Raw genomic sequence first — 20,325 nt, 5'->3', positions numbered from 1 at the left:
ATGGTCTGGCCTACCGGAACGCGGTTCGATCGGTTCCGCCGCCGCCGCAGATGGGCGTGAGCCGACCCCCGCAACGTTGCCGGAAGCCGGCCGGTTTCAGGAATTCTGGATCAATGCCTTGATGCGGACCTGAACGCCTTGCGGCAGGTATTTGATTTCGACACCGCCCGCGAGTTGACGCCCCAGCAGCCGTTCGAGCAGAGTCGTCCCGAATCCTCGCCGGGTAGGCAGGGAGACCGGCGGACCGTCCCTCTCGATCCAATCCAGGCTCAGCTTGCGCCCTTCCTGCGAGGCCTCGGTCATCCATCGGATGTCCAACCGACCCTCTTCGACCGACAGGGCTCCATATTTGGCGGCGTTCGTAGTCAATTCGTGGACCGCCATGGCGAGTGGCACGGCCGCATCGGCGGGCAGGAAGAAACGCGGCCCCTCGAGTTGCAGCCGTCCGCCGTCGTCATAGGGCTCCAATTCGGCGCGGAGAATGTGCTCCAATTCCGCCCCGTCCCACTCATTGTCGGTCAACAGTGTATGGCTTCTCGCCAGAGCTCCGATCCGATTGCCGATGCCGGCCTGAAACGTTTCCATGCTCTCGGACGTGCGCAGGGTGAAGTTGATAATCGACTGCACTGTGGCGAGGTTGTTCTTCACGCGGTGATGCAACTCGCGAACCAGCAGAGCCTGTCGCTCCTCAGCGTGCCTTTCCTCGGTGATGTCGATGACCACCCCAATGAAGCCGATGACGGTGCCCGCCCCATCGCGCTGCGGACGACCGCTCACCTCGATCTGTCGCCGCGCGCCGTCCGCCCGCTCGATGCCACATTCCAGGTGCCACTCGGTCTGACCTTCGACCGCGGACTGGAAGCATGACTGGACCCGGTCGCGCTCCTCGGGCAGGACATGGTCGAGGAAGCGCTTGAAGCTCCACTCTGCCACCGGCGTCTCGTAGCCGAAGATCGCATCATGTCGCGGTGTGCGATCGGCGCTGTCGCGGCCGATGTCGAGCGACCAGGCCCCGATGCGACCGGCATCGAGGGCGAGATGCAGACGCGCATCGCTGCCCTGCAGCGCCCGCTCTGCCCGGGCGCGTTCGACGGCGTCCCAGGTCTGGTCGGCGACTTCCCGGACAAGGCCAATCTCGTCGTCCGTCCACGCACGCGCCTCGGCGTGATTGACGTAAAGGCCGGCCTGCCAGCGGCCCTCGCGAATGATCGGCGCACCGATCAGCGAAACGGTCCCGATCTCGCCGAACAACGAGTCCGCGGTCAGCGGATCCGCTCGCGTATCGCTGATGCCCAGCGTCTTGCCGGCCCGAACCTCGGCCAAATAGCCTGTGCCGATGCCGATGGACGGCAAAGGCACCGTCAACAGCGGCAGCCGGCCATCGGTCCACCCCGACAGAAACTGAAGCGTGTTATCTTCCGCCATCTCGAAGAAACCGACCCGATCGACGACGAGATGTCGGCCAACCGCTTCGGCAGCGGCCTGCATAATGAATTGGTCGTCATGCGTCTTGCGTTGCCCATCCAGCAAACGCAGCAGCAGGTCCTGCCGCCGGTGGTTTTCGCGCAGGGCCGATTCCGACCGCGCACGCTGGACCTCCGCCCAAGTGCTCTCGGCGACCTCGCGTACGAGTCCTTTTTCGGATTCTGTCCAATGCCGGGGTTCCCGGCCGTGTACGTAAAGGACCCCGGCCAAGGTTCCGTTCTTGACGAGCGGCATGGTTATCGCCGCGCGGGTGCTGACCGAATGGAAGGCTTCGGCGACGCCCTCGCCCGATGTCAACGGCTCCGTCAGAGCATCCGCGAATGCGACCGTATTGCCGGCGCGGAACTCGGCGATCAGCGCCGGACCAAAATCGTCGAGGCGGTGACGGCCGGCGAGACTTGGCATGCCGGCGTCGCACCAATCGCGTTCAACGAAAAACATGGTGTCGGCGTCGATCTCGGCATAGCCCACGCGATCGGCACGCAGGTGGAGGCCGAGGGTTTCGGCGGCGGCGAACATCACCTCGTGCGGATCGTCCAGATCGCGGAGCCGGTCCTTGAGCGCTATCCGAAAATTCAGGCGTCGATCGGCCAGCACGTCGCCGGTGGTTTCGACGCTGATCACGAGAATGCCGCCGACCGTTTCGGTCTGATCGTAGACCGGGGAACAGGAGAAGCTGAAATACCGCTGCTCCTCGAGGCCACCTCCCGGAATGACGATCGGCAAGTTGTCGGCCCCCGTCGTCTCACCCGCGAGGGCGCCGTCAACGAAGGGTCGTACATCCGACCAGATCTCGTCCCATACCTGCGCCAAAGGGTGGCCCAGCGCGTCGCAATGCCGGTCGTTCAGGAGCGGTGCATAGCTGTCGTTGTACAGGACGCGCAGATCGGGGCCCCATGCGACCAGCATGGGAACTTTCGAGCCAAGCAGGGTTCGCACGGTCGTCAGCAATGGCAACGACCAGCCCTGCGGAGGGCCGAGCGGCGAATCCCGCCACACATGCGCCCGGATAAGCGCGCCCATCTTGCCGCCGCCGCGCAGGAAGACGGGGACCGTCGAGCCGATATGCGTTACGGGCGTCTCAATCGCATCCATCCGCCGTGCCCCGGGGCGGCATTACGCCAACCCATCACTGCCACAAATCGCCCCGTCCCGTGAGACGTTCAGTTATGCTACCGCAGCAGAGGCTTTGTCGACCCTGGCGTGGCGTAACGACGCAACCTGCAATCTATTCCGTTATTGTCAATGGCAGCCGGATATTTCCATTCCGGTCTCGACGAAAATAGCTCGACGACCAACGATCCCGAACGGCGTTCCTAGTCAGGGCCCCGGAGGCGGATTAGGCCGCTTCCTCATGCCGCCGGATCGACTTGTGCGAGCCACGACCCGATCCGGGCGAGGATCGGTTCGGGCGGCTGATAGCCGGCGGTGACGAGGGCGTAATTGCCATCCGCCTGCGGCCCGGCGATCAGGGTTGGAAAGCCGGTGACGCCGGCGCGCTGGGACAGCGCGAAATCACCCAGGGTTTCCTGTTTGGTTTCCTCGCGCGCGAACGCCGCCACAAATGCCGTGCGATCGAAGCCCAATTCCGCCGCCAGATCGGCCAGTGTGTCGGAGTTGGTGACGTCACGATTCTCGGCATAGAACGCTCGGGCGATCCTGTGTTCGAGCGCGATGGCCTTCTCGGGTCCGAGCTGGCGGCCGGTCACAACCGCCCGCGCGGCCGGTTCGGTGTCGTAGACGAATCCCTCCCGCTCGAAAAAGGCAAAGTCGAAGGGTTGCCCCGAGGCGTCGCGCACGTGCTCCCAATGGTTGCGGATATCTGCCTTGGCGCTCGCGTCCATCGGCTTGTCGGTAAACGGCCTGAGGCCGCCCAGCACGAGGCGGACTGCTAAATCCGGATAACGTTCGGCGATCGCATCCATGACCGGCGCGAAGCCCCAGCACCATGAGCACATGGGATCGGCGAAATAGATCAAATGGGGCGTTTGCGGCAATGAAGACGGGTTGTCGGACATGATGGCAATCGGCCTTTCGAGTCATGGGTGGCGATACAGCGCCGCGCCCTTCACCTGTCGCGCGGGGACATACCGGCAAGGGGCGTGTTGAGGGCTATCACCGTCCCGGCGGTTCGGGGCTCCCAACCACGCTTTCGTGAGCAACCAATTTGTTCAGGAGCCGTTCAGCTTCCCAATCGTTACCTAAGTGTTAAAGTATTGGTAATGCAGGAGGTCGACATGAAGTTCTTCAAATCGTTGGCAGTCAAATCCCTCGCACTGGGGCTTGCGCTGTCGGTGGCACCAGCCGCAGCGCCCGCCAACACACCCCTCGTCGGAATATCGCAGGCGGAGGCCGGTCACTATGGCGGCGGCTCCTTTGGCGGCGGTCGATATTACCGGGGAGGTCGTTATGACGGGGGCCATCGTGGCTTCCGCGGCAACCGCCGTTACTATCGTCGCCACCGCGGCCTCGGTTCCGGCGGCGCGGCGATCATCGGCGGTATCGTGGGCCTCGGCATCGGCGCAGCAATTGCTAGCCAACCGCGCTACTCCCGCCCGGCACCGCGTTATTATCGGGCCGCGCCCCGCTACTACCGCGGCAGGCCGGCGGCCTGGTCAGGCGAGTGGTATCGCTATTGCGCGGCCAAATACCGGTCGTTTGACGCGCGCTCGGGCACGTTCCAGCCCTATAATGGCCGGCGCCGCCTCTGCCGCTGACGTCATGGGCCGCAGATGGCCCGTCACGCACCAATCCACATCGAGACCGGAGGAACGGGCCTCGATGTCTTGAAGCATCGCCCACGCGGAACGGGCGAACCAGTTAGCCCGTGCTGATGGAGCGTGTCGCCGCCTCCAGCCAGCCCCGGTCCTCGGCCCGCATCAACGGGGCGAGCGTCTCTCGCACCTCCGCGTGGTAGGCATCGACCCAGTCGACTTCCTCCCGGCTCATCAGCGTTGGCTCGATGAGCCGGTGGTCGATCGGCGCGAGCGTCAGTGTCGCGAAGGAATGCATCGCAAGATCGCCGCCCGCAATGGCTGTCGCGGGCTCGACCAGGATCAAATTCTCGATCCGGATGCCGTAGGCGCCCTCGCGGTAATATCCCGGCTCGTTGGACAGGATCATGCCGGCTTCGAGCACCGCCATGCCGCGCTTGGAGATCGTTTGTGGCCCCTCATGCACGGCGAGATAGGAGCCGACGCCATGACCGGTGCCGTGGGCGTAGTCGCAGCCGGCCTTCCATAGGGCGATCCGGGCCAGCGGGTCGAGATCGACACCGCGCGTCCCTTTGGGAAACCGCGCCGTGGCGATGGCGATCATGCCTTTCAGCACCAGCGTGAACTTCGTCCGCATCTCGGCGCTTGGCTGGCCGATCGGAATCGTGCGGGTGATGTCGGTGGTGCCGTCCTCGTACTGGGCGCCGGAATCGAGCAGAAAGAGTTCACCCTCCCCGAGAGGCCGGTCGCTCCCCCGGTTGACACGATAATGCACGATCGCGCCGTTCGGACCGGAACCGGCGATCGTATCGAAGGAAATGTCCCTCAAGGGGTGCCCGTCCCGCTCGCCATACTCGGCGCGCAACGATTCTAACCGCTGGGCTGCGGTGATCTCGGTGATGCTTCCCGGCGGCTGCCGATCGAGCCAGGCGAGAAAGCTCGAGACCGCCGCGCCGTCGCGTCGGTGAGCGGTCCGCGAACCGGCGATCTCGCCGGTATTCTTGATCGCCCGTGGCAGCCGCGCCGGGTCCGGCATGTCGACGAGCGTGCCGCCGGCCGCCTCTACGATGGTCGCCAGTCGCGCGGCGCCCAATTGCGGATCGAGACCGATCGCGCGGTCGGCCGCCTCCCGCTTCAACGCGGCCTCGAAATCGTCCGGCGATGCCAGATCGCAAAGCGCCGCGAGATAGTCCCTGACCTCGGGGTCGAGCTTGTCCGGATCGACGAACAGGGTCGGACGGCCGTCGGCGCGCAGGATGGCAAAGGCCAGCATCAGCGGGGTGTGCGGCACGTCGGCGCCGCGAATATTGAAGGTCCAGGCGATCGAGGCGGGGTCGGTGAGAAGCGCGGCGTCGGCCTTCGCGTCGCCGATCCGCCTGGCCAGATCGGCCAGCTTGCCCGCCGCCGGGCGTCCGGCGAAGCGCTCCGGATGGATAACCGCCCGCGCCTTCGGCGGCGCCGGCCGATCGTTCCAGATCCGGTCGATCGGATTGGCCGGAAGCGCGACGAGCTGTCCGCCATCCGCCTCGATAGCGTCCGCCAGCGTCCGAATCTCCGCCACCGTATGCAGCCACGGATCGTAGCCGATGCGCTTGCCGGGCGCGGCGACCGTCAGAAAGTCGGTTAGCGAGGTTTCGACGGACGATAACGGCTCGAAGACCGCGGGATCGATTTCGGAGCGGACCTGCAACGTGTATCGCCCATCGACCAGAATCACGGCGCGATCGGCGAGAACGGCCGCCGCCCCCGCCGAGCCGGAAAAGCCGGTCAGCCATTCGAGCCGCGCGGCCGAGGGGGGGATATACTCGCCCTGGTGCTCGTCGGCGCGCGGGACGATGAAACCGTCGATGCCGGATTCCCCGAACCCGGCGCGGAGCTGGCGGACCCGTTCGGCACTGCGCGAGAAATCGGTGGTCTGGTCGAAATTCTGAAACATCGGCGGCTCTGGCAGGAAACGAGTAAGGACGGGATGAAAACGGCGCGACCCGCGGCCGACCGCGGGGACCATAAGCGGGCAGAGCGCGGCGCGAAAGGTTAACGAGACATGAATCGCCCTACCGTTGTGCAATGCAATAAAGGGCAGGCACCTATGCAGGAATGACTCTACCTGAATCGGACCCCAGGTCGCATATTGGTTGCAAGGGGAGGCCAGCAAACCGCATCAGGAGATATTGCGATGGCCACGACGACCTACACCGAATTGTCCCACCGCGGCGCCGGCCGCTCCAAAGGCTTCATGCGCAGCATGCTGGACCGCATGATCGAAGCGCGCGAGCGCGAGGCCCGACGCTACATCGAAGACCGCATGGCGTTTCTCGGACGCGATGGCTTCGAGCTGGGCGGGCGGGAGTCGCTGTTCGAGGGGCGCACGCCCGAGCGTCGCTGATCCAGCGGGCGCTTCGCGCGCCATCGGCACGTCACACAGAATCAAAACGCCGGCCGCGGGAAACTGCGCGCCGGCGTTTTCGCGTCTTGACGCCGCTTGCGCTCCTCACCGGGCCAGATGCAGCGTCACCCAGTCGCCGATCACCAGCGTGCGCCGATGGAAAAGCCCTTGCACGCGAAAGGCCGCCAGAACCGCGTCCCGCTGGCGGACCAGAATGCCCGACAGCACGATGTCGCCGCGCCGCGCCAGATGCCGCGCGAATTGCGGCGCCAGTTGCATCAGCGGCCCGGCGAGAATATTCGCGACGATCAGATCGAACGGCGCGCGCGCGCGGATCCCCGGCGCGGCGAAGCCGACCGCAGTGACGCTGGTGACGAAGGGGGCGACGCCATTGGCGACCACATTGGCCTTGGCGACGCGCACGGCCACGGGATCGATGTCGGTCGCGAGCACCGGGACGCGGGCGAGCTTGGCCAGGCCGATCGCCAGCACCGCGCTTCCGGTGCCGAGGTCGAGCGCGTTGCGCGGACGGCGCCGCGTAGCGATCTGTCCGATCATCGTCAAACAACCGGCCGTCGTGCCATGATGGCCGGTGCCGAAGGCTTGCCCGGCCTCGATCTCGATAGAGAGGTCGTTGGCGGCGATCTTGTCGCGATCATGAGCCCCATGGACGAGGAAGCGGCCGGCACGCACCGGCTTCAATGCCTTGAGTACGTCGGCCATCCAATCCTTGTCGGGAAGCTCTTCGCGCTCGATTCGACCCGCCAGAGCCGGGCCGACCGCCTCGGCGAAGATGCCTTCCCAGGCGTGGGCGTCGGCGGCGTCGAAATAGGCGGAGACCTCGAACAGCCCCCTCGCCTCGTCGATTTCGCTGATCGCCACCGGCGAGCCATGTTCTTCGAAGGCCATGTCCAGGGCTTCATAGACGGCCTCGGCCTCGGCCTTGCCAGCCCGGAGGAAGTAGCGCGACTGGCTCATCAGTCGGCGGCCGCGACATTGGCAGACGCCGCTTCGGTGGTCTTGCGAGCCTTTTCGGCACGGGCCTCGCGTTCGGTCGTCGTCGCTTTCACGATCTTATCCTGCTCGCGCTCCGGCCGGGGCGGGCCGAAGGAAATGATCGTGTCGCCTTCGTCGGGTTCGCCCGATCCTTCGGACGCCGCGAAGACGAGGCTTTCCGATGGCTTGATCCACAACAGGACGTGGGTTTCCTCCGGCCGCGTCTCGGCGAAGCGCTCGTAACCAAATTCGTCGGTCAGCCGCGTCGCCTGGAAGGTCCAGCCGTCGACGATGAGGTCGCGCAGCTCGGCATAGCTCTTGCCGGGCTTGAACAAGGGCAGGCCGCCGATAGTGAAATTCATCGACTGGCGATCGGAAACGCCCAGATCGCCGATCTGGAATACATCGGAACGGCCGATCTCCGGCGCGAAATCCGTGCAGATCAAGGCGTTGTAGGCGTCGTTGTCGGTCGCCGCCACCATGTGGTCGAAGCGCGATAGATTAAGTGAGTGGTGGGCCTGCTCCGACAGAATCTCGCCATACCAGACCTCAACTTCGGCCAGCCGCGCTTCGGAGGCGCGCGACCAATTGCCGTCGGCGATGAGAACCGGAACCTCCTGCGCCTTCAGGCGGCGGGCGAAGGCGATGGTGAAGCGGGACGCGCCGACGAAGAGGACGCCCGGCCGATCCGCCGATCGCAGATCGAGAAGGCGTGCCAGCGGCCCCAGCGAAAAGCCGTGCAGGACGATCGTGGCGGCGACCAGCGCGAACGTATAGGCGATCATCCGGTCGCCATCGGTCACCCCGATCCGCGTAAGCGTCGCGCCGAACAGGCCGGCGACGGCAACCGCGACGATACCGCGCGGTGCGATCCAGCCGACAAGCAGCCGCTCCTTCCAGCTGAGCCCGGCGCCGATCGTCGCGACGAAGACGGCCAGCGGCCGCACCAGGAACAGCACGAGGGCCAGAAAGCCGACGACGCGCCATTCGAGGCTGCGGATCACGTCCATCTGCAGCGAGGCGGTCAGTACGATGAACAGGCCCGAGACGAGCAGCGTGGTGATCGTCTCCTTGAACCGCCGGAGCTCGGTGATGCTGGCGATCCGGGCATTGGCCATGGTGATGCCCATCACGGTGACGGTGAGCAGCCCGGCCTCCTCAAGCACCAGATTGGTGATCGAATTCATCGCGACGACGGCGGCGAAGAGGATCGGTGCCTTCAGATATTCGGGAGCATGCCCACGGCTGAACAGCCAGCTGAGCGCGCGCCCCGCCGCAATACCGCCGGGAATCGCGATAACGATCGCCAGGATAACGTTGAGGATCAGGTTCTCGGCCTCGTGCGCCCCTGTGAGCACGAGGAAGGTTTCGAAGGAGATGACCGCGAACAACGCGCCGAGCGGGTCGTTGACGATCGCCTCCCATCTGAGGATCGACGCCGGCCGGGTCTTCAGTTTGGCGTGGCGCAGGAGCGGCATGATCACCGTCGGCCCGGTGACCACCAGGACCGCGCCGAGGATGATCGCGGTCGGCCAGGACAAATTGCCGACATAGTGGGCGGCGAGCGCGGTCATGATCCAGACCAGCGGTCCGGACACGATGACGATGCGCCGCACCGCCTTCGACGTTTCCCGGATCTCCCGGAAATTCAGCGTCAGCCCGCCCTCGAACAGCACGATCGCGACCGCGGTCGACACCAGCGGCGTATAGAGTTCGCCGAAATCCGCGCGCGGATTCATGAAGCCGGTGAACGGACCGAAAAAGAGACCGACGGCGAGCAGGAGCACGATCGCCGGGATCTGCAGGCGCCAGGCCAGCCACTGCGAGGCGATGCCCGCGGCGCCGATGAGGGCGATCTGGGCGGCGAGATCATCCATATGCGATTATCCTTGCGAGCGACGTCGCCCAACTAGGCCCGAACGGCACGAAGGAAATGGGTGGCGCGATTTGCCGAGCGGCGACAAGGGTCTTTGCCCGCGCCGCGCCGAATGCTTGCTTCCGCCCTTGTGTCAAAGCCCGACGAGCCGATCCAGCTTGGCGCGCGCGGTGTCGGACTTTTCACCGTAGGCCAGCGTGCCGGCCAGCGCGCCATCGGCGTCCAACAGGAATGTCGTCGCCGTATGGTCCATGGAATAGTCCGAGCCGTCGCCCACCTTCGCCGAATAGACGCCCCAGCCTTTCAGCATGGCGGAGATCTTGTCCGGCGCACCGGTGATCGCGGTGATGTCCGGACCAACGGCGGCGACATAGTCCTTGAGGATTTCCGGCGTATCGCGCTCGGGATCGACGGTCACGAAGACGACGCGCAGGGATTTTCCCTCCTCCTTCAGTCGCTTCTGATGACCGGCAAGCTCGTAGAGCGTCGTCGGGCAAACTTCAGGGCAATGGGTAAAGCCGAAGAACACGGCCGAGGGCTGGCCGGTCAGAACGGCTTCGGTGATCGGCGCGCCGTTCTGATCCACGAGCGCAAAGGGGGTCCCGTATGGCTCGCCGGCTACCGTGGGGCTGCCCTGCCCATAAAGGAAAACCAGCGCCACCACCGCGCCCGCCAGCAGTGCCACCAGTGCCCATAGAGCCGCGCGTAGGATCGAAACTGAGTTCATATCGTTCTTGGTGCGGGAATCGCGAAGACCCCGCCCACCTCTCCGGCGCGTCAGATTTGATTTCCGGACGCAAATAGCACGGCCCGACCGCACGAGGCGAGGGTTTATGACCCTTGGCCCGGCGAGCCTGCCCTCGGGATTTGCGGGACGCTGAACGGATTGCGATACAGATCGCCATGGCTCTCGACGCCGACCCCGATGACGCAATCGGAACGAGGCCGGGCAACACACAAGAGGATATAGCCGGCCGCGCTCTGCCGGCGGTTCAGCGCCGTCCCCTTTGGCTGGCGCACCTTGCCCGAGATCAGTCGCGCCGCACAGGTGATGCAGCCGCCATAGCGGCAGGCGACGGGCAGGACCAGCCCGGCCGCCTCGGCGGCGTCAAGGATCGGCTGATCCTCACTAACATCGAGGACGCGGCCGTTTCGATTCACCAGCTTGACCCGATGGGTTTTCACCACCCGCGCCGTCCGTCGAGGGACCGGCCGCCGACCCGCGTCACATCCAGATGTCGCTGGTCACGTCGCCGCCCGGATAGCGCATCTCATGGCAGCGCGCCGGACCGTTCGGCTCCTTGCCGAAATCGACGACGAAGTCGGGATTGATCGACATGCCACCCTTCTCGGTGTCGCAGTCGATCATGAACATCTGCGCGCCCTTCTCCTTCATGCCCGGGTAGAACTGATTGTCCCAGGTGGAGAACAGCGACGTCGTGACGTAGAGCCGCTTACCGTCCAGCGACAGCTGGATCATCTGCGGCGCGCCCTGCACCGTGACGCCGTTGACCTCCGGCGCCTTGCCGAGCATGCCGCCGAGCCAGACCTGGCCGGTCAGCTTCGGATTCGAGCGATCGGCGATGTCGTATTGCCTGAGATCGCCATGCAGCCAGTTGGCGAAATAGATGTAGCGGTCGTCCATCGAGATCAGGATGTCGGTGATCAGCGACGGCATCGGCACCGGGAAGCCCGCGACATCGATCGTGGGGATATCGATCACCTTCTCCAACTGGGGTTCGCCGGCATCGTCCTTCCACCAATGGAAGACGTTGGACGACAGCGTCGCGGCGAAATAGCCGTGATGCGATTCCGGGTCATGCAGGCCGCGCACCTCCAGCGGAATCATGCCCTCCGCGCCGAGATCGACCGATTTGGCCACCTTCTTGCCCTTGAAGTCCCAGAAATGGACGGATTGGCCGTATTTGCCGGCGGCGACGTCGTCGAGTTCGAAGCCCGGCAGAAAGGTGTTCGGCGCGGCCCATTCGGAACTGACCATCATGTTGTGGCGCGGCTGGTACCAGAAATCGTAATTGTACTTCATGCCGTTGAGCTCGTTCTCCCAGCGGCCGACGATGTCGAAATTCTCGTCGAGATGCAGAAAACCGCCGGGCCCGTTGCCATCGGCGTCACCCAGCATCGAGATAATGATGTCCGAGCCGAGGCAATGCACGGTATGCGGCGCCGACAGGTTGGTCTTCGCCTTGATCTCGTCGCCGGATACCACCGTGTGTAGCTTGGGGTTCGCGGCGTCGGCCGTGTCGATCACGTTGATGTTCGAGGTCCGCACGCCCGGCATCAGCAGATAGCGGCGGGATTTCGAGGAATCGTCGTGACAGGACGAGCAGGCGTTCCAGCCCGAATGGTGCAGCTCGTCGCCGATCTGCGGCATTTCGGTGCGCGCCACGACGCTGGAATAGGTGGGGCTATCCGGGTCGACATCGACCGTCGCCAGATAATCCGGCTTTTCCACCCCCGTGCCAACGTACAGAGCGACCGTGTAAAGCAGCTTCTCCCGCTGAGCCTGCATCGCCTCCTTGGGCGAGGCATAGCCCGGCCCGCAACAACCATTCTCCGCCATCGGATCCTCCCGGTTCCACGGTGCCGCGATTTACCTTACGTCATAGAGAAAGATCCCGCCAGTCGGCAGCATAGCCAACTGGCCGCGACGATGCGCCTTCTGTCGTCTCCCCGCCGCTTCCGCACGGCCGGCCTGTACCGACGCCGCGCCGCGGTTTAGAGCCACGGGGACCGCCGCGGCGAGGAAAGCGGTCGCGGAACGGAGCCCATGGGATGGACGAAAACCAACGCGCCAATGATGACGACCTGCGCTTGCGCTCGTCCGAGCCGCGCATCCACCCATCCGCCGAACTGAAAGAGTGCCGCCTTGGCCGCTTCGTCGAAATCGGCCCGCGGGTGCTCCTGCGCGACGTCTCGGTCGGCGATTTTTCCTATTTCGAGCGCGGCGGCGAGGCCATTTACACCGACATCGGCAAATTCAGCTCGATCGCGGCGAATGTCAGGATCAACGCGCTGGACCACCCGATGGAGCGACCGACGACCCACAAGCTCAGCTACCGGCCGAACGAGTATTTCCGCTATCTGCCGATCGACGCCGACTGGCGCGAACACCGCAGCGCGAAGCGCGTCGCGATCGGCCATGACGTGTGGGTCGGTCATGGCGCGGTGGTGATGCCGGGGGTCCAGATCGGCGTCGGCGCGGTGATCGGTGCGAATGCGGTGGTGACCAAGGACGTCGCATCCTACGCCATCGTCGCCGGCGTGCCGGCAAGGCCGTTGCGCGCGCGGTTTTCCGCCGACATCGCCGAGCGGCTCCAGCGCCTCACCTGGTGGGACTGGCCGCCGGAGGTTTTATTTGACGCGATCCCCGACATGCAGGCGCTGTCGATCGAAGCTTTCCTCGACAAGTGGGAAACGGCCGACATCGCCGCTCAGTCCGCCTCGTCGGCCACGAGGAAATAGGCCAGCGCCGCCGCCGGCATGGCGATGCCGATGATGCAGACGCCGACCCAGCCGAAAGCTTCGAGAACCGGGCTGGATAATGCCGATCCGATCGCCCCGCCGAGAAAGAAGGTGGTCATGTAGACGGCGTTGAGCCGGTTCCGGATGGTCGCGTCGAGCTGGTAGATTTCGCGCTGACCGAAAACCAGATTGGCCTGCACGCCGAGGTCGATGAGGATGCCTGCGGCAACCAGGGCAGCCAGCGATACGCCGCCGAACAGCGCCGCGACGAAGGCGGCGATCACCGTCGCAATCGCCGCGATAGTGCCGATGCGGGTGTAGCCGCGATCGGCGAGCCGTCCGGCGACGGGTGCGGCGAAGACGCCGAGGACGCCGGCCAGCGTGAACAGCGCCACGCCACTCGGAGTGAAATTGTAGGGTGCGCGCAGAAGGATCACCGGCGCGGCGGTCCAGAACAGCGAAAACGCCCCGAACATCGCGGCATGGTAGATCCCGCGCCGGCGCAGCACCGGCTGGCGCATGAACAGCTTGCCGAGCGAGCCGATCAGCACGGCATAGCTCCGTTCGCCGTGGGGCTCGCGGCGCGGCAACAGGATCAGGCCAGCCAGGCCAAGCGCCGCGATCAGCCCCGCGGACAGGCCGAAGACGCCGCGCCAGCCGACATAGTCGGCGAGGAAGCTGGAGACCGGCCGGGCCAGCAATATGCCGCCGAGAAGCCCGCTCATGACATTGCCGACGACTTTGCCGCGCTCGGCGGCGGGCGCGAGATTGGCGGCGAGCGGCACCAGCATCTGCGCCGCCGTCGAGGTGACGCCGACGACCAGCATCATGGCGAACAAGGTCGTCAGGCCCGGCGCCAGGGCAAGACCGGCGAGGCTGACGACATTGGCGGACATCGTCACGAGGATCAGCTTGCGGTTCTCGATCAGGTCGCCGAGCGGCACCAAGAGGACGAGGCCGATCGCGTAGCCGATCTGCGCGACCAGCGGCTGGGCGTAATAGAGGTTGGCCGCGAGCGCCCCGCAGGCGAGCGCGAACAACACCGTCAATACGGTGCCGAGAGCGCCCTGGCCGGTAGCACCCGATTGTGCGGCATAGCTCGATTGGGTCATGGACGATGAATTCTCCTGGCGCACCACGCGGGCAGGCGCTTCGCAGCCGCAACATAGCGCGAAGCGGCGGTTCGATAAGGTCGGCCCGCGGGGCATGTCGCCAAAGCACGCCCTCCCCCGCTTGCCACCGCCTCGCCGGACCTTATGGTTGCCGGCAACAGCAAAACAGGATGACACGCATGCGCTTTACCGGAACCGACGCCTATGTGGCCGGCAAGGATCTGATGGTCGCGGTCAACGCCGCGATCACCCTCGAACGTCCATTGCTGGTCAAGGGCGAGCCGGGCACCGGCAAGACGGAACTGGCCTTCCAGATCGCCGAGGCGCTGGGGCTCAGGCTGATCCAGTGGACGGTGAAGTCCACGACGCGGGCGGCGCAGGGCCTCTACGAATACGACGCCGTCTCGCGGCTGCGCGACAGCCAGCTCGGCGACGAGAAGGTCAACGATATCCGCAACTATATTCGCCGCGGCAAGCTGTGGGAGGCCTTTGCCTCCGACGAGCGCGTCGTCCTGTTGATCGACGAGATCGACAAGGCCGACATCGAGTTTCCCAACGATCTCCTGCAGGAGCTCGATAAGATGGAATTCGACGTCTACGAGACCGACGAGACGGTCAGGGCCAGGCACCGGCCGATCGTCGTCGTCACCTCGAACAACGAGAAGGAGCTGCCGGACGCGTTCCTGCGTCGCTGCTTCTTCCACTACATCCAGTTCCCCGATCCCGAAACGCTGACGAAGATCGTCGAGGTGCATCATCCCGGCATCAAGAAGGAGTTGGTGCGCGCCGCGCTGACCCAGTTCTACGAGCTGCGCGAGCAGCCGGGCGTCAAGAAACGGCCGTCGACCTCGGAGGCGCTGGACTGGATTCGCCTGCTCGTCGCCGAGGACATCGAGCCCAAGGACCTCAGGGAGAGCCCGACCAGCGCCCTGCCGAAGCTCGCCGGCGCGCTGTTGAAGAACGAACAGGACGTGCATCTGTTCGAGCGATTGGCGTTTTTGGCGCGGCGGAAGGGGTGAGCATGACCATTACGGTCCGCCCGTTGGAAGCCACGGACGAAGCCGACTGGCGACGGCTCTGGACCGCCTATCTCCAATTCTACGGGACCACGATCACCGAGGAGGTCTACGCAACGACCTTCGCGCGATTGCTCGGCCAGGCGCTCTACGACCCATGCGGCCTACTGGCGGTCCGTGACGGCCAGATTGTCGGTCTCGTACACTACTTGCAGCATCGCCATTGTTGGCGCAGCGAGAACGTCGTCTATCTGCAGGATCTCTTCGCCGACCCGGCCGCACGAGGCCTGGGCGTCGGCCGAAAACTGATCGAAGCTGTCTATGCGGCGGCGGACGACGCCGGTTGTCCCGCCGTCTACTGGATGACGCAGGAGTTCAACTACACGGGCCGCCAGCTCTATGATCGAGTCGGGAGCAAAACGCCGTTCATCAAATATCAGCGCTGAGACCGACATGACAGCAACCCGCCTCCCCCTCTATCAGGTTGACGCCTTCACCGACCGGCTGTTTTCCGGCAATCCGGCGGCCGTGGTGCCGCTCGAATCCTGGCTGCCGGACGCAACGATGCAGGCGATTGCGGCCGAGAACAACCTCGCCGAAACCGCCTTCTTCGTGCCGGCCGGCGAGGCACGCTGGGAGCTGCGCTGGTTCACCCCGGCGATCGAGGTGCCGCTCTGCGGCCACGCGACACTGGCCACCGCGTTCGTCCTCACCGAATGCCTCGGGGAGACCGCGGCGACGCTGACCTTCGTCACACAGGAATCGGGCGAGCTCAGCGTGACGCGGGGCGATGACGGCTGGTATGTGATGCGCTTCCCGCGTCGTCACGAGGCCGGAACCGTCGAGGCGGCCGATATCGACAGGCTGGCCGACGCCCTCGGCGCCCGGCCGCAGGCGGTGGTCTCCTTCGCCGTCCCCGGCGACACCTCCTACCTCGCCGTCTTCGAGACCGAGGCCGAAATCGTCGGTCTGGCGCCGGACATAAGAGCGATCGCGGCTTTGCCACCGCGCAACGTCATCGCGACGGCGCCCGGCGACGCCGTCGACTTCGTCTCGCGCATGTTCGCGCCGAAGGCCGGCATCGACGAGGATCCGGTCACCGGCTCGGCCCATTGCTCGCTGGTGCCCTATTGGGCCGGGCGGCTGGGAAAAACCCAGTTCACGGTCCGGCAGGTGTCGAGCCGCGGCGGCGATCTGCGCTGCCGGCTGGACGGCGAGACCGTCGTCGTGGCCGGCCAGGGCGTGCTCTATCTCAAGGGTGAGATCTCTCTGCCAAGCTGAACCGCGCCGGTCCGCCTGACCGATCCGGACGGCGCCGTTCTCCAGAACTTCGTAAGGCGGCACATCAGGGTTGCGCAGCCCGGAATTGATGTGGATCAACGCCCTACCATTTGTTCGACGCTACATCATCGTTGCGGCCACGGTCTCGGCTTTCGGATGAGATTATGGTGTGTTTCCTGAACCGACGGCGTCCTTTGCAGATCCTGAAGGCGCGAGACGGTGCTTTTGCGATAATCTGAAAGGACTATGACGATGTCCCATGTCACCCTTGCCATGGCGGCCGTGGCCGTATCCATGGCACTCGCGCCCGCCGGCGCCATGGCTGCTGCCGGTCATTCCTCGGAGACGAAAGACGACGATCACGGCGCGTCCGCTCCGCTCGAACAGATGCGCGAAATGCATCAGGGCCATGAGCACGGTCACGATTTCGAGGCGATCGAGGAGATGCCGCCCGAACAGGTCAACCGCATGATGGGCTTGATGCGCGACATCGGCATCGCTCTTCCCCCGCTCGACGCCGAACGCGGACGCAAGCTGTTTGTCGACAAGGGCTGCGTCGTCTGCCATTCGGTCAACGGTGTCGGGGTCGAAGTCGGCCCTTCGCTCGACGCCGCCGAGATGCCATCGCCGATGAACGCGTTCGAATTCGCCGCCCGCATGTGGCGCGGCGCATCGGCCATGACGGCAATGCAGGAGGCGGAATTTGGCGCGGTCATCGATTTGACCGGCCAGGAACTCGCCGATCTTGTCGCCTTCGCGCACGACGCCGAGGAGCAGAAGAAACTGACGCTCGATCAAGTGCCGGAGAAATTCCGCGACAAGCTCGCCCAGTAGGACGCTCCTTCATCTTCGACCCGACCTCCACCAATGGCAAGGCCGGGCGGAGCACACGGTTTAGGCACGTCTCCGTCACGAGGCTGTTATTCCGCCGCCTCGACCGGCTGGGAGGCTTCGATCGCCTCCATCACCAGATCGGGCCGCCGCGCCAAAACGTTGAGCAGCACTCGCGCCGGGCCGGTCGGGTAGCGCCGGCCTTGCTCCCAATTGCGGAGCGTGGCCACCGGCACCCCGATCTTCAGGGCGAAATCGGCCTGCGTCAGCTTCAGCTTGCGCCGCAGCTTGGCGACGTCCGGCACCTCGATCGTGAAGGTGTGGACGGTGACATCGGAATCATCGCCCTGAAACCATTTCAACGCCTGTTCGAGGGACTCGACGAGATGGACGTCGGCCTCTTCCTGCGTTTCGATCCTCATCTTCTTTGACATGGCTCACAATCCGAACAGGCGTTTGATCTCGTTGATAGTTCGTATCAGCTTCATGATCTGTAGCAGGCGGCTGGCCTTCGGCGCCTCTGCGGGAGTTAGTCGCAGCAGCACCAGCCGCGAGCAATCGTCTGACAAAGCATAAGTAATCCGATTGCCGCTGAACTCCCAATCCCACAAGGAAGGTGACCCAGGTCGCTGACGACCGACAACCGGGTCTCCTTTCAGAAGGCGCAGCAGAGCCTCATGCTTTTCCGCATTCACGCCATACATCGCGCAATCAAGGAGAAAGCGTCGGGTTTCACCGACTTCAATATCCAACGCCATCCCCACCCCACATATACGCCACTGACGTATCGCGATCAACCGATCCGATCTTAGATCGCCGATTTCCGCGAAACAACGCCGCCGGCTGACAAGCGCCGCTCCCTGCCCTACCCTTCCGGCCATGTTCCTGACCTTCTTCCTCAAGCTCAAGGCCGCCGGCGTGCCGGTCACGCTGCGCGAGCATCTCGCCTTTCTGGATGCGGTGACGGCCGATCTCGTCACCTACGACGTGGAGGGCTTTTATTATCTCGCTCGCGCCAGCCTAGTGAAGGACGAGCGTTTCATCGATCGCTTCGACCGTGTGTTCTCCGAAATCTTCAAGGGCATCGAGGCGGTGTCGGGCGAGGCCGGCGGCGTCGATATGCGCGAATTGCCCGAGGAATGGCTGCGCCGCCTGGCCGAAAAGCACCTCACCGACGAGGAGAAAAAGCTCGTCGAAAGCCTCGGCGGCTTCGACAAGCTGATGGAGACGCTGAAGCAACGCCTGGAAGAGCAGCAAGGGCGCCATCAGGGCGGCTCGAAATGGATCGGCACCGGCGGCACGTCACCGTTCGGCGCCTATGGATACAACCCGGAAGGTATCCGTATCGGCCAGAAGGAAAGCCGCCACCGCAAGGCGGTGAAGGTCTGGGACCGGCGCGAGTTCCGCAATCTGGACGACAGCGTCGAACTCGGCACGCGCAACATCAAGGTCGCGCTGAAGCGGCTACGCCGCTGGGTTCGCGACGGGGCCGAGGAGGAATTCGACCTTCCCGCCACGATCCGCTCCACCGCCGAGCACGGCTATCTCGACGTAAAGACCCGGCCCGAACGGCGCAACGCGGTCAAGGTGCTACTGTTTCTCGATATCGGCGGGTCGATGGACGACCATGTCCGGGCGGTCGAGGAGCTGTTTTCCGCCGCCCGCTCGGAGCTGAAGCACCTCGAATTCTTCTACTTCCACAATTGCCCGTATGAGCGGCTGTGGAAGGACAATCGCCGCCGCCATGCCGAGACGATTTCCACCATGGACGTGCTCCACACGTTCGGATCGGATTACAAGGCGGTGTTCGTCGGCGACGCCTCGATGAGCCCCTACGAGGTTGCCATGGCGGGCGGTTCGGTCGAGCACTGGAACCCCGAGCCGGGCTTCGTCTGGCTGCAACGTTTTACCGCCAAATGGCCGAAGACCGTCTGGCTGAACCCGGTCAAGCGCGAACACTGGGACTGGACACAGTCGATCCAGATGATCCGCGAGGCGACCGGCGACCGGATGTTCGAGATGACGCTGAAGGGCATCGAGGAGGCAACGCGCGAACTCGCGCGCTAGGCGCAAGATTTCGGCGCGGACCGCTGGCGAGAGGCGCTTCAGCCTCCCATATCTCGCCGGACGCCAATTTGACGGGACATCACATGGTCAACCGCCTTCGCTTCGGTGCAATGCTTGCAAGCTTCTTCCTCGCTTTCTCCTTCGTCGCGGTCGACCATGCCGACGCGCGTCGCGGCGGCAGCTTCGGCAGCCGGGGCTTCCGCACATTCCAGTCGGCACCGACCACGACCACGGCGCCGAAATCCTTCGCGCCGGTCCAGCGCTCGATGACGCCGGGCCAGGCTGCCCAGCCGGGCGCAGGAACCGCTCAGAACGGCGCGACGACACGTCGGCCAGGTCTCTTCGGCGGCTTGGGCGGCGGTCTTCTCGGCGGACTGATGCTTGGCGGCCTGTTCGGCATGCTGATGGGGACAGGCTTCGGCGGCATGGGCGGCTTCCTGGCGCTGCTTGTCCAAGTGCTGTTGATCGCTTTCGGCGCGGCACTGCTGATGCGGCTGTTTCGCAACCGCGCCGGCGGCGCCTATGCCGGCAATTCCGGTGCAGCGGAGCGGCGGGCCTACGAGGAGACACCGCGCCCGGCAGGACCGGGAAGCTTCCGCATCCCGTCGATCGGTTCAGGAGCCGGACTCGGCGCAGGCTCGGCAGCAGCATCGTCTGGCCCGGCCGACGAGATCGGCATCACCGACCGGGACCTCGATGCCTTCGAACAGAAACTCCAGAAGGTCCAGGCGGCGTTTTCACGTGAGGACTACGCCGCGCTGCGCCAGATCACCACACCGGAAGTGATGTCCTATCTGGCCGAGGAGCTCTCCGAGAACGCCACGTCTGGGCGCAAGAATGACGTGACGGCGGTCACCTTGCTGCAAGGCGATCTGGCCGAAGCCTGGCGCGAGGAGGCGCGCGACTACGCCTCGGTCGCCATGCGCTTTGAATCGATTGACGTCATGCGTGATCGCCAGAGCGGTGCCGTCGTCGAAGGCGATCCGGAGCATCCGAGCGAAACCACGGAATTGTGGACCTTCGTGCGCGAAAATGGCGGCGCGTGGAAACTGTCGGCGATCCAGGCCGACTGATCGAC

General features: G+C 64.8%; 20 protein-coding genes. 9 read left to right on the top strand and 11 right to left on the bottom strand.

The features are described 5' to 3' along the window. Positions 1–96: 96 nt before the first annotated feature. Both VSX60_RS05105 and VSX60_RS05100 read right to left on the bottom strand, forming a co-directional pair. Positions 97–2,580 (bottom strand): HWE histidine kinase domain-containing protein, encoded by a 2,484-nt coding sequence (locus tag VSX60_RS05105; RefSeq protein WP_327623072.1) that lies wholly within the window; start codon positions 2,578–2,580, stop codon positions 97–99. A gap of 257 nt (positions 2,581–2,837) precedes the next feature. After that, the gene (locus VSX60_RS05100; RefSeq protein WP_327623071.1) at positions 2,838–3,503 is read right to left on the bottom strand and encodes a DsbA family protein; all 666 of its coding nucleotides are present in this window, start codon (positions 3,501–3,503) and stop codon (positions 2,838–2,840) included. Positions 3,504–3,722: 219 nt separating this feature from the next. Between VSX60_RS05100 and VSX60_RS05095 the strand changes: the two genes are divergently transcribed. Beyond that, entirely contained in the window at positions 3,723–4,202 is a 480-nt protein-coding gene (locus VSX60_RS05095; RefSeq protein ID WP_327623070.1) for a BA14K family protein, read from the top strand. A gap of 103 nt (positions 4,203–4,305) precedes the next feature. On the opposite strand, the gene VSX60_RS05090 is transcribed toward VSX60_RS05095, so the two are convergent. Beyond that, complete coding sequence (locus tag VSX60_RS05090) at positions 4,306–6,135, bottom strand: aminopeptidase P family protein (RefSeq protein ID WP_327623069.1); 1,830 nt, start codon at positions 6,133–6,135, stop codon at positions 4,306–4,308. Positions 6,136–6,375: 240 nt separating this feature from the next. Here VSX60_RS05090 and VSX60_RS05085 point away from each other — a divergent pair, with 240 nt between their 5' ends. Continuing rightward, entirely contained in the window at positions 6,376–6,585 is a 210-nt protein-coding gene (locus tag VSX60_RS05085) for a hypothetical protein (protein ID WP_327623068.1), read from the top strand. A gap of 105 nt (positions 6,586–6,690) precedes the next feature. On the opposite strand, the gene VSX60_RS05080 is transcribed toward VSX60_RS05085, so the two are convergent. From VSX60_RS05080 to VSX60_RS05060, 5 genes are all read right to left on the bottom strand, one after another. Continuing rightward, positions 6,691–7,563 carry a 50S ribosomal protein L11 methyltransferase gene (locus VSX60_RS05080; protein ID WP_327623067.1) on the bottom strand — a complete coding sequence of 291 codons (873 nt, stop codon included), beginning with the start codon at positions 7,561–7,563 and terminating at the stop codon, positions 6,691–6,693. Continuing rightward, positions 7,563–9,458 (bottom strand): cation:proton antiporter, encoded by a 1,896-nt coding sequence (locus VSX60_RS05075; protein WP_327623066.1) that lies wholly within the window; start codon positions 9,456–9,458, stop codon positions 7,563–7,565. The genes VSX60_RS05080 and VSX60_RS05075 overlap by 1 nt, the downstream gene beginning before the upstream one ends. A 132-nt stretch (positions 9,459–9,590) precedes the next feature. Continuing rightward, on the bottom strand, positions 9,591–10,184 hold the full coding sequence (locus VSX60_RS05070) for an SCO family protein (protein ID WP_327623065.1): 594 nt from the start codon (positions 10,182–10,184) through the stop codon (positions 9,591–9,593). A gap of 104 nt (positions 10,185–10,288) precedes the next feature. After that, on the bottom strand, positions 10,289–10,645 hold the full coding sequence (locus VSX60_RS05065; protein ID WP_327623064.1) for a 2Fe-2S iron-sulfur cluster-binding protein: 357 nt from the start codon (positions 10,643–10,645) through the stop codon (positions 10,289–10,291). Between the two features lie 37 nt (positions 10,646–10,682). Next, positions 10,683–12,038 (bottom strand): selenium-binding family protein, encoded by a 1,356-nt coding sequence (locus tag VSX60_RS05060; RefSeq protein WP_327623063.1) that lies wholly within the window; start codon positions 12,036–12,038, stop codon positions 10,683–10,685. Between the two features lie 212 nt (positions 12,039–12,250). Here VSX60_RS05060 and VSX60_RS05055 point away from each other — a divergent pair, with 212 nt between their 5' ends. Next, positions 12,251–12,940, top strand: coding sequence for a DapH/DapD/GlmU-related protein (locus tag VSX60_RS05055; protein WP_327623062.1), 690 nt, complete (start codon positions 12,251–12,253; stop codon positions 12,938–12,940). On the opposite strand, the gene VSX60_RS05050 is transcribed toward VSX60_RS05055, so the two are convergent. Then, positions 12,910–14,052 (bottom strand): MFS transporter, encoded by a 1,143-nt coding sequence (locus VSX60_RS05050; protein WP_327623061.1) that lies wholly within the window; start codon positions 14,050–14,052, stop codon positions 12,910–12,912. The two genes, VSX60_RS05055 and VSX60_RS05050, sit on opposite strands and share 31 nt — an antisense overlap. Positions 14,053–14,231: 179 nt before the next feature. On the opposite strand from VSX60_RS05050, the gene VSX60_RS05045 reads away from it, so the two are divergent. The 4 genes from VSX60_RS05045 to VSX60_RS05030 all read left to right on the top strand — a co-directional run bounded on the left by VSX60_RS05045 (position 14,232) and on the right by VSX60_RS05030 (position 17,183). Then, positions 14,232–15,071 (top strand): AAA family ATPase, encoded by an 840-nt coding sequence (locus VSX60_RS05045; RefSeq protein ID WP_327623060.1) that lies wholly within the window; start codon positions 14,232–14,234, stop codon positions 15,069–15,071. Between the two features lie 2 nt (positions 15,072–15,073). Then, positions 15,074–15,514, top strand: a complete 441-nt coding sequence (locus tag VSX60_RS05040) for a GNAT family N-acetyltransferase (protein WP_327623059.1) — start codon at positions 15,074–15,076, stop codon at positions 15,512–15,514. A 7-nt stretch (positions 15,515–15,521) separates the two neighbouring features. Next, positions 15,522–16,349 carry a PhzF family phenazine biosynthesis protein gene (locus tag VSX60_RS05035; protein WP_327623058.1) on the top strand — a complete coding sequence of 276 codons (828 nt, stop codon included), beginning with the start codon at positions 15,522–15,524 and terminating at the stop codon, positions 16,347–16,349. A gap of 252 nt (positions 16,350–16,601) precedes the next feature. Beyond that, positions 16,602–17,183: a c-type cytochrome gene (locus VSX60_RS05030; protein ID WP_327623057.1), complete on the top strand. Its 582-nt coding sequence runs from the start codon at positions 16,602–16,604 to the stop codon at positions 17,181–17,183. Between the two features lie 86 nt (positions 17,184–17,269). On the opposite strand, the gene VSX60_RS05025 is transcribed toward VSX60_RS05030, so the two are convergent. Next, positions 17,270–17,614, bottom strand: coding sequence for a helix-turn-helix domain-containing protein (locus VSX60_RS05025; RefSeq protein ID WP_327623056.1), 345 nt, complete (start codon positions 17,612–17,614; stop codon positions 17,270–17,272). A 3-nt stretch (positions 17,615–17,617) separates the two neighbouring features. Beyond that, positions 17,618–18,061 carry a hypothetical protein gene (locus VSX60_RS05020; RefSeq protein WP_327623055.1) on the bottom strand — a complete coding sequence of 148 codons (444 nt, stop codon included), beginning with the start codon at positions 18,059–18,061 and terminating at the stop codon, positions 17,618–17,620. Here VSX60_RS05020 and VSX60_RS05015 point away from each other — a divergent pair. After that, positions 18,060–19,247, top strand: a complete 1,188-nt coding sequence (locus tag VSX60_RS05015) for a vWA domain-containing protein (protein ID WP_327623054.1) — start codon at positions 18,060–18,062, stop codon at positions 19,245–19,247. The two genes, VSX60_RS05020 and VSX60_RS05015, sit on opposite strands and share 2 nt — an antisense overlap. 83 nt (positions 19,248–19,330) lie before the next feature. Then, positions 19,331–20,320: a Tim44 domain-containing protein gene (locus tag VSX60_RS05010; protein WP_327623053.1), complete on the top strand. Its 990-nt coding sequence runs from the start codon at positions 19,331–19,333 to the stop codon at positions 20,318–20,320. Positions 20,321–20,325 lie beyond the last annotated feature (5 nt).

The organism is Aurantimonas sp. A3-2-R12 (assembly GCF_036016755.1).
GTDB classification, from domain to species: Bacteria; Pseudomonadota; Alphaproteobacteria; order Rhizobiales; family Rhizobiaceae; genus Aurantimonas; species Aurantimonas coralicida_A.
The sequence above is the reverse complement of the archived record's forward strand: the minus strand, read 5'-3'. Positions and strand labels throughout refer to the sequence as shown.